The 14,559-nt window shown below is 37.9% G+C and carries 10 protein-coding genes; 5 read left to right on the forward strand and 5 right to left on the reverse strand.

What is annotated here, in order from left to right:
- Positions 1 to 317: 317 nt before the first annotated feature.
- The gene (locus ACR65M_RS21385; RefSeq protein ID WP_121447390.1) at positions 318 to 1,394 is read left to right on the forward strand and encodes a bifunctional 3-deoxy-7-phosphoheptulonate synthase/chorismate mutase; all 1,077 of its coding nucleotides are present in this window, start codon (positions 318 to 320) and stop codon (positions 1,392 to 1,394) included.
- Between the two features lie 287 nt (positions 1,395 to 1,681).
- Positions 1,682 to 2,683, forward strand: coding sequence for a catabolite control protein A (gene ccpA / locus ACR65M_RS21390; RefSeq protein WP_121447391.1), 1,002 nt, complete (start codon positions 1,682 to 1,684; stop codon positions 2,681 to 2,683).
- A gap of 28 nt (positions 2,684 to 2,711) precedes the next feature.
- On the opposite strand, the gene ACR65M_RS21395 is transcribed toward ccpA, so the two are convergent.
- Genes ACR65M_RS21395 through ACR65M_RS21405 form a run of 3 tightly spaced genes read right to left on the reverse strand, consistent with a single transcriptional unit; the run spans position 2,712 to position 5,165 of the window.
- A complete protein-coding gene (locus ACR65M_RS21395) occupies positions 2,712 to 3,869 on the reverse strand; it encodes an acetoin utilization protein AcuC (RefSeq protein ID WP_341330619.1) in 1,158 nt (385 codons plus the stop codon).
- Complete coding sequence (locus ACR65M_RS21400; RefSeq protein WP_341330620.1) at positions 3,866 to 4,513, reverse strand: acetoin utilization AcuB family protein; 648 nt, start codon at positions 4,511 to 4,513, stop codon at positions 3,866 to 3,868. Before ACR65M_RS21400 ends, ACR65M_RS21395 begins: the two co-directional genes overlap by 4 nt.
- Positions 4,514 to 4,532: 19 nt before the next feature.
- Positions 4,533 to 5,165 carry a GNAT family N-acetyltransferase gene (locus tag ACR65M_RS21405; RefSeq protein WP_121447394.1) on the reverse strand — a complete coding sequence of 211 codons (633 nt, stop codon included), beginning with the start codon at positions 5,163 to 5,165 and terminating at the stop codon, positions 4,533 to 4,535.
- 317 nt (positions 5,166 to 5,482) lie between these two features.
- Between ACR65M_RS21405 and acsA the strand changes: the two genes are divergently transcribed.
- A complete protein-coding gene (acsA, locus tag ACR65M_RS21410) occupies positions 5,483 to 7,201 on the forward strand; it encodes an acetate--CoA ligase (protein WP_341330621.1) in 1,719 nt (572 codons plus the stop codon).
- A gap of 50 nt (positions 7,202 to 7,251) precedes the next feature.
- Here the strand turns inward: acsA and ACR65M_RS21415 are convergent, their stop codons facing one another.
- On the reverse strand, positions 7,252 to 10,185 hold the full coding sequence (locus tag ACR65M_RS21415; RefSeq protein ID WP_341330622.1) for a transglycosylase domain-containing protein: 2,934 nt from the start codon (positions 10,183 to 10,185) through the stop codon (positions 7,252 to 7,254).
- 150 nt (positions 10,186 to 10,335) lie between these two features.
- Here ACR65M_RS21415 and tyrS point away from each other — a divergent pair, with 150 nt between their 5' ends.
- Positions 10,336 to 11,595 (forward strand): tyrosine--tRNA ligase, encoded by a 1,260-nt coding sequence (gene tyrS / locus ACR65M_RS21420; RefSeq protein ID WP_440274357.1) that lies wholly within the window; start codon positions 10,336 to 10,338, stop codon positions 11,593 to 11,595.
- Between the two features lie 88 nt (positions 11,596 to 11,683).
- Here tyrS and rpsD read toward each other — a convergent pair whose 3' ends face one another.
- Positions 11,684 to 12,286, reverse strand: a complete 603-nt coding sequence (gene rpsD, locus ACR65M_RS21425; protein WP_121447398.1) for a 30S ribosomal protein S4 — start codon at positions 12,284 to 12,286, stop codon at positions 11,684 to 11,686.
- A 408-nt stretch (positions 12,287 to 12,694) separates the two neighbouring features.
- Here rpsD and ACR65M_RS21430 point away from each other — a divergent pair, with 408 nt between their 5' ends.
- Positions 12,695 to 14,116: a sensor domain-containing diguanylate cyclase gene (locus tag ACR65M_RS21430; protein ID WP_440274358.1), complete on the forward strand. Its 1,422-nt coding sequence runs from the start codon at positions 12,695 to 12,697 to the stop codon at positions 14,114 to 14,116.
- The last annotated feature ends 443 nt before the right edge of the window (positions 14,117 to 14,559 follow it).

Here is a 14,559-nt window from a genome sequence, read left to right on the forward strand (position 1 = left end):
CCCTGTTCAATACAGAGATCATCTTCTTAAAGTAGCCTAGCTTTTTTTAAAATGTCCTTTACAAGGGGTACAGATTACAAAACCGTGGACTTTTTTTACTAATACGATACAATAATATAAATAATTATTTGATTTGTATGTATTCACCCATCAATGGATTGTATCATAATATACTTTATTGCTTAAAAGCGTTTAGGTAATAAAGTTTTTAGTGACATATTGAATTTTATCGTTTATAATGAATTCTAATTACTAGAAATATATCATATTTTCGATTAAATTACGATAATAACTTGGGTGGAGAAAGGAAGAGTGAGATGAGTAAAGTAGAACTAGATAACCTACGCGACAGAGTAGAAGAAATTAATCTTGAAATTCTTAAACTTATTAGTGAACGCGGGAAATTAGTACAAGAAATTGGAAAAGTAAAAGAAACACAAGGTGTTAACCGATACGATCCTGTACGCGAAAGAAAAATGTTAAATAACATTTTAGAGCATAATGAAGGACCTTTCGAAACATCAACTGTACAACATATCTTCAAAGAAATTTTCAAGGCAGGTCTTGAGATTCAAGAAGACGATCATCGCAAAGCTCTCCTTGTTTCACGTAAGAAAAAACCTGAAGATACAATTGTTGATGTAAAAGGTGTAAAAATTGGTGATGGCTCACAGCAATTCATCGTTGGACCATGTGCGGTTGAAAGTTATGAACAAACAGCTGCAGTAGCTGCAGAAGCAAAGAAATATGGTTTACGCCTACTTCGTGGCGGTGCATTCAAGCCAAGAACTTCTCCTTATGATTTCCAAGGGCTAGGACTTGAAGGATTAAAAATCTTAAAACGCGTTGCAGATGAGACAAACATGGCTGTTATCAGTGAAATTGTAAACCCTGCAGATATTGAGGTTGCTTGTGATTACATTGATGTTATCCAAATCGGTGCTCGTAACATGCAGAACTTTGAATTACTGAAAGCAGCAGGCTCAGTTAAAAAGCCAGTATTATTGAAACGCGGATTGGCTGCTACACTTGATGAATTCGTGAATGCAGCAGAATATATCATATCTCAGGGAAATGATCAAATCATTCTTTGTGAAAGAGGTATCCGTACTTACGAAAAAGCTACTCGTAATACATTAGATATTTCTGCAGTTCCTATCCTAAAACAAGAAACACACTTACCAGTATTTGTTGACGTAACACATTCAACTGGACGTCGTGATTTATTATTGCCATGTGCAAAAGCAGCTCTTGCAATTGGAGCAGATGGTGTCATGGCGGAGGTACATCCAGATCCAGCGGTTGCTCTATCAGACTCAGCACAGCAAATGGATTTTGATCAATTTGAAAAATGGATTACAGAACTTAAGGCAACTCAAGCCGTTCGTGTTTAACTTTATCCAGCCTTGAGGCGGATGCACAGATTTTTCAAGCTTGCTTGAATAAAATCTGGGAGCAAATACGCCAAGGCGATTTGATTTTTCAAGAAGACCTCCTACTGTCAAAGTAGGAGGTTTTTTCGAGCTTTTTTAACGAATTTGTTAAGAATTGCACAAAGTAATTGCCCTAGAGGAGTAAGTATCGTATGATTATTAGATAAAATAAGCAAACATGACATTTGTTTGAATAAAAAAGTTAATACTAACATATAAGTGGTAACTTGAAATAAGGAGTGCTGTCAATGAATGTGACAATCTATGATGTTGCGAGGGAAGCCAATGTTTCCATGGCAACCGTATCGCGTGTTGTAAATGGTAACCCAAATGTAAAACCAACAACTCGAAAGAAAGTACAAGAAGCAATTGATCGATTAGGCTATCGCCCGAATGCTGTTGCTCGTGGACTAGCTAGTAAAAAAACGACAACAGTTGGAGTAATCATTCCAGATATCTCAAATATTTTTTACTCAGAGCTTGCACGTGGAATTGAAGATATTGCGACAATGTATAAGTACAATATTATCCTCAGTAACTCTGACCAAAATAAGGACAAAGAACTACACTTATTAAATACAATGCTTGGAAAGCAAGTGGATGGTATTGTATTTATGAGTGGAAATATTACAGGAGAACATGTCGAGGAATTTGAAAAGTCTCCTGTTCCGATTGTCTTAGCTGCCTCAGTGGAGAGTACAAATACGGTCCCAGCTGTAACAATCGATGTCGAACAGGCTGCATACGATGCAGTAACAGAATTGGCTAATAAAGGCCATAAGAAAATTGCGTTTGTTACCGGTCCATTAAATGAACCAATTAATGGTGAAAAGAAATTAAATGGTTATAAACGGGCTATCGAGGATGCAGGACTTTCATATAAGGAAGACTTTGTAATCGAAGGAGATTACACATATGATTCTGGTATTGAAGGTTTTGAGAGAATCCATGAATTAGAAGATAAACCTACTGCTGTATTTGTAGGTACGGATGAAATGGCATTAGGTGTCATCCATAGTGCACAAGATTTAGGTTATTCAATTCCAAATGATTTCGAAATTATTAGCTTTGATAATACACGATTAGCACTCATGGTGCGTCCGCAGCTTACATCAGTTGTTCAACCGATGTATGATATTGGAGCAGTAGCGATGAGACTTTTAACTAAGTTCATGAACAAGGAAAATGTTGAAGAGCAAATCGTGACATTGCCACACCGTATTGAATTTAGAAACTCAACAAAGGAATAGTTAAAAACACGGCCCGAGGCCGTGTTTTTTATTTATTATTTCGTATTGGGTAAAGCGTTTTTGTAACGGTAAGTGCATTTTTTTCCTCAATTTCTGCTCTTCTAGGTATAGGTGGATAAATAGTGGGCTCATCATCCCAATATGCTGGAAGAGTGAGTTTGGCTATTGGTTGCCACTGATTGATCCATTCGGTTGGAAGTGCGCCACTTATATTTGATTTTTCAATCATTTCGAGCCAAATCAAAGACCATGCTCTAGGTACGACTCTCCAAATGTCATATCCGCCGCCACCGACTGCAATCCAGCGACCATCACAATATTGATGTGCAAGCTGATGAGCAAGCTTAGGGATTTCACGATAGATTTTCATTGTTGCAGACAAATGGGTTAACGGATCATAGTAGTGCGAGTCGACACCGTTTTGCGTAAAAATAACATCTGGTTTAAAAAACTCAGTTACTTCTGTAAAAGCGGTTGTGTATGCATGTAACCATGAATCGTCCTCAGTAAATGCATCAAGCGGAATATTAAAGGTATAGCCGTAGCCCTTGCCAGAGCCACGCTCAGTTACATTTCCTGTCCCAGGAAATAGATATCGTCCTGTTTCATGAATTGAAAGTGTACAAACAGTTGGGTCATCATAAAATGTCCACTGCACACCATCTCCATGATGTGCATCAGTATCCACATATAGAACCTTTACATTATATTTTTTTTGCAAATAACGAATCGCTACTGAACTATCATTGTAGACACAAAATCCAGAGGCCTTCCCGCGGAATCCATGATGGAGTCCGCCTCCTAAATTAAGGGCATGCTTCGATTTTCCCGACATTACATGGTCAACTGCGGAAAGGGTAGCGCCTACTAGTAATGCACTAGCCTCATGCATTCCGGGAAAAATAGGAGTATCCTCCGTGCCGATTCCATAGCTATATCCAGTTTCTTTAGGGAGTTTACCTTCCCCTGCTAACTTAACAGCCTCAATAAATTTGGGGTCATGGACGAGTTCTAATTCTTCATCTGTGGCTACTCTAGGTGGAATAATATCCGATTCATCTAACAAGTTCAGACTTTTGAGTAGATCATATGTAAGTTTTACCCTCGTTTGATTAAAGGGATGATCATTACTAAATCGATATTTTAATAATTCGTCCGAATAGACAAAGACAGATTCTTTCGTCATAATCGTGGCCCTGGTATGGTTGGCCATAGTACAGTGTAGCCATTATCAATTAGATTAGTAATGATCTTAGTTGGATTCATTGTTTGAACTCGTAACACAATTATTTTATATTGCGTGTCCTCTTTGTCAGGATAAACAAGGACACTGTGAATATTTACATTATGATTTTTTATGACATTGACAACGTCTGCGAGTGTTCCTGCACGATTATGTACCTTAATTTCGAGTTGTGAACCTGGTTGGTTTGCACCTGTTAGTTGTGCAAAGGTATGAAGTAAATCAGTCTCAGTGATGATTCCAACTAATTTTCCATTGGATTCAATTGGGAGACAGCCAATCCGATGCTGGAAAAAAACAGCAGAAATCTCTTCAACAAAGTCAAGCGGATGTCCGGTTATTACTTCTTTTACCATAATGTCTTTAAGTGGTGAATCTAGTGTTTTTTCATTGTTCGTATAGTCTAGGATTGAAGGCTTTGCATCACGAATATCACGGTCACTAATTAACCCAATCACGTGTTGATTTTTATCTACCACAGGTATATGACGAATTTTTTTCTCATCCATTATTTTAATCGCTGTTGAGATGGAGTCATCAGCTGATAAAGTAATGACATTTTTCTTCATAATTTCTTCAACAATCATGTGAATCCCCCTTACTCCCTTAATACATGAATCGATTCATAAAGCGTAGCCGGTCAAATCTTTCAATCGTATCCTGATTTACTCGTTTGCCAATTCGAGCCATTAAACAGTTGGCAGGGTGTGAACTAATTTCAGGATCATCTGTTGCAAACCATTCAAGCCCACCTGCACTCATCATTTTTTCCATTACTTTACGATACTCCCAAACATTCAGGCCAGTTCCTTTTAAATCCCAATGCCAATAATATTCGGTAGTAATGATGAGATAGTCTTCCATAGCGTCATCCATCATAGAAACAATTAATAGATTCTTTCCAACTCTGCTGCCTCGAAATTTTGGAATAACTTCAATTGCTCCTAATTCTATCAAATTTTCTATTTTCCCCTCAGACCAGCGCTCTAGCGGGTCTGGGTAAAGGTATGTAACATACCCTACAATTGTATGATGCTCTCTTGCGATAATAATTCTTCCTTCAGGGAGGTCAGCAATTTCAATCAATGCTTTATGCTGTTGATTTGGAGGACGAAATGCTACCAAGTCCTCGTGAAATTCATAGCTTGCAAGGGCTTCTCCGGTTATGGGACCTTCAATAATGAGCGTGCCATGAGGGGTTTTAAGTTCCTTTGCGTTATAAGTTTTCTTATGCTCCACATTGTCACCACCATTCATAACGTCAATTTCATTATACATGAACCTAGTAAAAATAAAGCGTTTTCAGAATTTTGTCAAATGCGCCTTGGGGTTTTGGTGCCCAAATTTTTCGCGCGTGCATGAAAAACTATCGCTGAAAAGTCGTCGCATCTGCGGGTGCTGTACCTATATTTAGCAGGGTATTGGGCCCATACTATTACACTAATTATACAATTTTACAGAAAAATAATATATAAACAAAATTTTAAAAATTGAGAAAAGACGAGTTTTATTTTATAATAGAATAGTAAATAACTTACATAAAGGGGAAATGTATAGTGAAAGTGGAAGCGTTACCAGCAACCAAAGGCAATTATAATCTAAAAGATTATGATGAAGCATATGAGAATTTTGATTGGACGGAAGTAGAAAAAAGTTTTTCTTGGTCAGAAACAGGTAGGGTTAATATTGCTTATGAAGCAATCGACCGCCATGCAGAGGGTGTAAGGAAAAATAAAATCGCTCTATATTATCGTGATCCATCACGTGATGAGAAATATACATTTAAAGAAATGAAAGAATATACGAACCGTGCGGCTAACGTATTAAAGCAAGCGGCAGATGTGGAAAAAGGTGACCGAGTATTTGTATTTATGCCACGTTCTCCCGAATTATATTTTACAGTATTAGGGGCTATTAAATTAGGGGCAATCGTGGGACCACTATTTGAAGCATTTATGGAAGGAGCAGTTCGCGATCGCTTGGAAGATAGTGAAGCAAAGGTAATTGTCACAACTCCAGAATTAGTGGATCGTATTCCGTTTAATGAACTTCCTGCATTAAAGCATATTGTCCTCGTTGGTGAAAATGTTACGGAGGATGGCCCATTTATCGATTTTCTTGGTCGGCTAAAAACAGCAAGTAAAGAGCTGCAAATTGAATGGGTAGAACGAACGGACGGTATGCTATTACACTATACTTCTGGTTCAACAGGTAAACCAAAGGGAGTATTGCATGTTCATAACGCCATGATTCAACAATACCAGACTGCAAAATGGATTCTCGATTTACAAGAAGATGACATCTATTGGTGTACAGCTGACCCAGGTTGGGTAACAGGAACTTCTTACGGCATTTTTGGTCCTTGGCTTAACGGAGCTTCAAATGTAATAGTAGGAGGCCGTTTTAGACCGGAAAACTGGTACCAAACCATTGAAGATTTTGGAGTTACAGTCTGGTATAGTGCACCAACAGCATTTAGAATGCTGATGGGCGCTGGTGATGAACTTGTAAAACAATTTGATTTAAGTACATTGCGTCATGTATTAAGTGTAGGGGAGCCACTTAACCCCGAAGTTGTTCGTTGGGGAGTAAAGGTCTTTAACTTACGAATTCATGATAATTGGTGGATGACAGAAACGGGTGCACAGCTTATTAGTAATTACCCTTGCATGGAGATCAAACCAGGTTCTATGGGTAAACCATTCCCTGGAATTAAGGCTGCTATTGTTGACGACCAAGGTAATGAATTACCACCAAATCGTATGGGCAACCTCGCTGTTAAAAAGGGCTGGCCATCAATGATGTATCAAATTTGGAATAATCCCGCAAAATATGAGTCCTATTTTATGCCCGGTGATTGGTATGTATCAGGGGATTCAGCATATATGGATGAAGATGGTTATTTCTGGTTCCAAGGTCGTGTTGATGACGTAATCATGACCTCCGGTGAGCGGGTAGGACCATTTGAAGTTGAAAGTAAGCTTGTTGAACATCCCGCAATTGCAGAAGCCGGTGTTATCGGAAAGCCTGACCCTGTAAGAGGGGAAATCATTAAAGCGTTCGTAGCACTCGTTGATGGCTATAAAGCGACAGATGAGTTAAAAGAAGAAATAAGAGATTTTGTAAAAAAAGGATTAGCTGCACATGCTGCTCCTCGTGAAATTGAGTTTAAGGAAAAACTTCCAAAAACACGTAGTGGAAAAATCATGAGACGTGTTCTTAAGGCATGGGAGCTTGATTTACCGACAGGCGACCTTTCTACAATGGAAGATTAAAATGTTAACAGAAAAAGAGGTGATCCACTGGATCACCTCTTTATTATTGATTAATTTCCACCGTTTTCTTTATCTTTTTCTTTACCCTTAGCGTTACCTTTGCCATTCTTTTCATTCTCATTATTGGTACCGTTATCCCCATCAGCAGGAGGGTCTGACGGAGGTGGGGTAACCACTTCCGGCTCTGGTTTGTAGTCGCCATTTTTGATTAAGACTGAATTTGCGAGTGGCGTTTCTTTACCAGTGACATCAACAGCAGTAACATAATAGGCAGCAACGGCGTTTCCAACTTTAAATTGTAAATTCTTTGTAGCAGGAACACTTCCGATTTTCTTGAAGTCTGCTGTGAAATTTCCTGCAGAATAGATTCGATATCCTATGACATCATTGTGATCATGCTTTGCCCATTTCAATGTACCTGAAGAAATCGAGGCACCTTTTACTTGGGACGGAACTGAACCATTATCTTTAAGTTCAGTAGATTCTGTAACAACAAGGTTCTTCCAACGATCGTTCTTAGGAAGCAGTTGTGAAATGGCCGCAGAATCTTTTAAACCATGCTCCGATAAAAACTCTTTCTTGATCATGATTCCTTCTTGTACAAATTCCTTTGGTGCACTTGATGGTACACGATAAGCTTTGCCATCTACTTCAATATACTTACCTTTTACAAGGTTATCATCGACCTTTGTCGGAACAAATTTTGCATTATATATGTCAGATTGTACTAGACCAGCTTCACGACATAAATCTGAAGGAAGTAATCCAGAAAGTCCACAATAAGAGCGACTTACAATTCCTCCAGGCATTTTAAAGTTCTCTTTTGGTTTAACAAGCTCTGGTTTTACATCATATACTGCATTCATTTGTTGTGCCCACAGAAGAATATTTCTTCTTGAATTATAAAGTCCCTTATAGTTCAGTGCCACTGGTTTTGGTGTATCATAGCCAATCCACGTACCAAAGGTTACATTCGGGTTGGTTGCTACAAACCAAATATCCCACCAGTCGTTGGTTGTACCCGTTTTACCAGCCCAATCCGCATTAAACTTAAGGTAGCCATTCATAGATGCAGCTGTACCACCGCTAATAACATCACGCATCATATCGATTGTTAGATAAGCAGTTTGTGGAGAGAAAACCTCAACAGGTTTCACTTCATGTTCGTATACAACTTCTCCGTCGTTCGTCTCAATTTTTTCAATCATATAGGCATCAATAAACTTACCTTCGTTAGCAAATGTTGCGAACGCATTTACATTCTCTTCAACTGAAACTCCATCCGTCATACCGCCAATTGCTAAAGATGGGGCGTGATAGTCTTTCTCATTTAAAGAAGTGAACCCCATTTTCTCTAGGAAAGTTATTGGGCGGTGATCAAATGCCTTTAAGTATGTCTTGATCGCCGGGATATTCTTAGAGACTTGTAAAGCTCGTCTAGCAGACATTAGACCATCAAAGTCATTTGTCCCACCCACGTTATATGGAGTATATTTTCCATACGAGAACTTTACATCGGCAATCACGCTACCAGGTTGTACGAGTCCAAGTTCCATTGCTGGTGCATAGTCCAAGAGAGGCTTCATAGTTGAACCATTTGAACGCTTCGCACCTAATGCGTGGTTGGTTTGTTCACGCTCGAAGTCACGGCCTCCCACAAAACTAATTATTTTTCCTGTTCTATTTTCAATTAATACAGAACCGAGCTCTTCTGGTTCTATTACTTGTACATCTTCATTCGTTTCTAAGTTTTTCTTTGTTTCTTTTCGATCTGGACCAAAATATTGAAATTTCTTTACTGCCTCTTGCATTGCATCATATACTTCTTTGTCAATAGTTGTATGGATTTTATATCCATTTTGACGAAGGTTTCTGTCTGCGATAACTTGGTAGTGTGATCGAAGTTCCTTATTTTCTTCAAGATCCTTTTCCTCGTATCCGTCATCCTTAGCCAATTTTTTCATCAAAATATCAGTGGCACGTTTTTCTACTTCAACTGTTAACCAAGGATATTTTTCAGTAGGCTCTGACTTAGGTGGGGCAAGGTTTGCACGAATATCATAGGTAAGTGCTTCGTCATATTGCTTCTGTGTAATAAAACCACCTGTAAGCATACGCTCTAAAACTGTTTTCATCCGGTTGATACCGGGCTCCAAGTTCTCTTTCACCTTTCCACCCTGGTTCAAAAACGGAGTATATACATATGGGTTTTGTGGTATACCAGCGATAAATGCTGCTTGTGGAAGGTTTAAATCTTTTGCATCTACTCCAAAAATTCCTTTGGCTGCTGTTTGAACTCCAGCAATATTTCGACCTGAAGAATTACGGCCATAAGGAATAATATTTAGATATGCTTCTAGAATTTCATCTTTATCAAAAAACTTTTCAAGTCGCAGTGCAATGAGAATTTCCTTAGCCTTCCGATCAAAGGAAACTTCATTTGATAAAATTTGATTCTTAATCAATTGCTGGGTCAGCGTACTTCCTCCAGTTTGGATAGGTGAATTAGTTACATCCTGTACGATTGCCCGGAGTATTGATTTTGGAACAACTCCATCGTGCTTATAGAAATATTGGTCTTCAGTAGCAATAACAGCATCTAAGACAAATGGTGAAATATCTTCGAGTGCTACTTCTTCACGTTGCAGGTCTGCCCTTAATTGACCAAGGTAGACCTCATTTGCAAAGTAGACCTCCGTGTTTTCTTCATAGTTATAAATATCTTTTTGCAGACTTTCATAGCTTCGGACAGGTTCGTCCTTAACCAGAGATGCAAAATATCCTGCACCAGCTCCACCGGCAAAGCCAAGTCCAAGCAGACCAATAATAAAGAAAATTAAAAATAAGTTCCATATAACCCCGTAAGTAACTCTTGCGCCTTTTCGGGCTTTGTTTCCGGTAACTGCTTGAATGACTTTATTTGATAGGACTCTTCGCCAAAAAGAGCTAATTTTTTCAAATATCTGTGATTTATTTAGATTCATAATCATCCCCCTAAAAATCCAAGTTTATTATAGCATATAGCGTAGGGTCATTAATATTATTTTATGAATTTCCATTATTTAATTTGACAATAATAGACAGAATGTGATAGAAAAACCTTATTATAAGGTTAAAAGGAGAATCGAAATTTAATGGATGTTATACAGGATTTGACTTATAGGGGATTGATAAATCAAGTAACAGATCAGGAAGGTCTACAGAATACATTAAAGAATGAAAAGATCAAATTGTATTGTGGATTCGATCCAACAGCTGATAGTTTACATATTGGCCACTTAGTAGGGGTTTTAACTTTGAGAAGATTCCAATTAGCTGGGCATCAACCCATTGCATTAGTTGGTGGAGCAACAGGCTTAATTGGTGACCCAAGTGGTAAAAAGGCTGAAAGAACATTAAATCCGAAAGAGGTCGTCGTGGAGTTTAGTAATAGTATTAGTAATCAACTTTCACGCTTTTTGGATTTTGAAGCAAAAGAAAACCCAGCTCAAATTGCAAATAATTATGATTGGATTGGAAGTTTAGACTTAATTACTTTCTTGCGTGACATAGGAAAAAGCTTTGGTCTTAATTACATGCTTGCTAAGGACTCTGTGCAATCTCGTCTCGATGCTGGTATTTCATTTACTGAGTTTAGTTATATGATTTTACAATCCTATGACTTCTTAAAACTTTATGAAGATGTAGGCTGCCGACTTCAAATTGGTGGAAGTGACCAATGGGGAAATATCACAGCAGGACTTGAATTAATTCGAAAAACAGTAGAGGATGCAAAAGCATTTGGTCTAACTATACCTCTCGTGACAAAAGCCGATGGAACTAAGTTTGGAAAAACAGAAGGTGGTACAATCTGGTTAGATAAAGATAAAACGTCACCATACGAGTTTTATCAATTTTGGATCAATACAGATGACCGTGATGTTGTCCGCTATTTAAAATATTTTACGTTCCTATCAAAAGCAGAAATTGAGAGTCTTGAAGCAGAAATTCAAAATGCACCTGAAAAGCGATTGGCACAAAAGACATTGGCTGAAGAAGTAACGAAATTGGTTCATGGTGAAGCTGCTCTAGAGCAAGCTGTGAAAATTTCAACAGCATTATTTAGCGGTTCTATCAGTGAATTAAGTGCAGAGGAAATTAAGCAAGGCTTTAAGGATGTTCCTTCATATGAGTACAATGGGGATCCAGTGGTCGGGTTAGTTGATTTATTAGTAATGAGCAAAATTTCCCCATCTAAGCGTCGGGCGCGTGAGGATATTGGAAATGGGGCTATTTATGTCAATGGTGAGAGAATCCAAGAAGTAGATGCGGTCTTGACTTCACAAAATCGAATTGAAGGTCAATTCACCGTCATCCGTCGTGGCAAGAAAAAATATTTCTTAATTAAATACTAAAATGATAAGGTGCTCCCAAGGAGCACCTTATTGATTTTATCTATGCAAAAAAAAGAGGAAAGGGATAACCCTTTCCTCTTTAGGAAGATTAACGTGAGTAGAACTCAACGATGAATGCTTCGTTAATTTCTGCTGGTAATTCAGAACGCTCTGGTAAACGAGTATATGTTCCTTCTAGCTTATCAGCATCAAAAGTTAAATATTCTGGTACGAAAGTAGTAGCTTCGATAGCTTCTTTAATTGCAACAAGGTTACGTGATTTTTCACGAACTGCAATTGTTTGACCAGGTTTTACACGGTAAGATGGAATATCAACGCGGCCACCATCTACAAGAATATGACCATGGTTAACTAATTGGCGAGCTGCACGACGAGTACGAGCAAGACCAAGACGGTAAACTAGGTTATCTAAACGTGATTCAAGAAGAATCATGAAGTTTTCACCAAGGATCCCTTGCATTTTGCTTGCATTGTTGAATGTGTTACGGAATTGACGTTCGTTCACACCATACATATGACGAAGCTTTTGCTTTTCTTGTAATTGTAAACCATATTCAGAAAGCTTCTTGCGTTGGTTAGGACCATGTTGTCCAGGAGCGTAAGGACGCTTTTCTAATTCTTTACCAGTACCACTTAATGAGATGCCAAGACGACGGGATAATTTCCAGCTTGGACCAGTATAACGAGCCATGAATGACTCCTCCTTCAATGTTTTTATTTTGTTGTAAAATAAAAACAGATGTGCTAGATGCTTTTGACTATTTTGTTTTCATGTATCTTCGCTCTAGCAGCCAAGAGTTACGTGATACACCATCTATGAGCTAATAGCCCACGCAGAGGAACAAAATAGAACAAAAACCTAATCACATACGCTGCAATATTTTACACAACGATCATTATATGATTTTTAGTAAAGGAAGTCAAGTTATCATGAAAATATACATAAAACGGCAAGATCTTTGTCTTTTTATGAAGTAAATTAGATTATTAATATGAAGATGTAATAAATTTGGTTTTTTTACGATATAATAAAACATTTTTCGTGCATTTTCTATTATAATGAAAATAGTAAGTACTTATGTTAGATGGGTGATTAATCATGAAGTTTCCAAATGAAGAATTGAGATATGAGCAACTTTTTAGAGTAACCTCTAAGTTTCACTCAACCATGGATATAGATGCTGTGCTCGAAGAGGTTATGAATACATTACAAGATGTATACCCATCGTTTGCATTTACCCTATTTCTTGCACATGATAATAAACGACATAATGTTATTCCTATTAAAGATATACAAGAATATGAAAATGGTGAACATTCGCTTGTTATGCAAGCGTTTGTAAACGGTACCTTGCAACATGAAAATTCAATTACTGATAAAAAATCGGTCATTTATGCCCCTTTAAAAGGAAGACAGGGTGTTTATGGAGTCTTGCAAATCAATGCCCATTACGGATTGGTATTTCCTAAATCAGAAATCCAGTTTATTGAACTGTTAGCAAATACAGCTGGACATGCATTCGAAAATGCACAACTCTACCAACAGTCGAAACAATTAATTGCTGATCTACAATTAATTAATGAAACTTCACATAAGCTAAATTCTAATTTGAGATTAACAGATACAATGACATTCATGACATCTCAAATCAAAGCTTCCTTCGGCGCAAATGAAGTAGGCTTCTTATTACAATCAAATGGACAAATAGAGGTACTTCCAGGAAGTACTACTTTTTTTGAAGAAGGACATGGCGAGCAATATATTTTATACTGCCTTGATCGAATATTAACAGAAAAAGAAACTCTATTCATAGGAGATTTACAGGTGGATCCGGCATTTGGCAATTCCGTCTATCGTTCTATGATGTCAGTTCCAATTGTACAACGCAGTGAAATTTTAGGTGTTGCCATTGTTTTACATGAACTACCTTATTTCTTTTCTTTTGATAAGTTTAAACTCCTGCAATCCTTGATTTATCATTCATCATTGGCTTTTACAAATTCAATCCTTAGGGAAGAACTCGAAAAATTGGTTATCACCGATTATTTAACCAAACTTTATTCCCGTAATTACTTAGAGGATTGTGTACACAAATCATTGGAAACAGATGCTTTTGGAACATTTATACTAATTGACATTGATGATTTCAAAGGTATTAATGATACTTATGGTCATCAGGTTGGGGACGAAGCAATTATACAAATAGCTAATCTTATTAAAGAAAATATCCGTGACAATGATATTGGAGCAAGATGGGGTGGAGAAGAACTCGCAATTTACCTGCCTAGAGTGGATTTAGCTTCAGGGATTGCTGTAGCAGAAAGGCTCGGAAAAAGAGTGGAACAAAATTCAAATCCCAAAATCACAATTTCATGTGGGGTGGCTACCTGGCATAAAGAATTCAGAGAAACATTCCAAAGTTTATTCCATCGTGCAGACAATGCACTGTATGCAGCTAAACAATCAGGGAAAAATCAAGTTATTGCTAGTGAAAATAAAGTCATTGAAGGGCATCTATGAAGGTATCGGGTTCGAATTCAGGGTATGAAATAGTAAATCCCTATACATTTTTAGCGTGAATTCATATACGAATTCACGCTTTATTTTTATTGATAAACCGTGTCCCAAGATACTTAAACTTCAGACATACCTTGTCTGAATTTGTCCTTCCGAGTCCGAAGTTACCTAGACTTCGGACACCCCTGGTCTGAACCTGGCATGTCGAGTCCGAAGATCTCTAAACTTCGGACACACTGGGCATGAATCTGGCATGGCGTGTCCGAAGATCTCTAAACTTCGGACACACTCGCGCTGAATCTGCCTTCCCGAGTCCGAAGTTGTGCTATCTTCAGACAATGATTAGCTAAATCTGCTTAGTCGAGTCCAAAGATCTCTAGACTTCAGACATACCTGGTCTGAATTTGCCCTCCCGAGTCCGAAGATACTTAAACTTCGGCCACACC

The sequence above is a fragment of the Ferdinandcohnia sp. SAFN-114 genome (assembly GCF_059415045.1).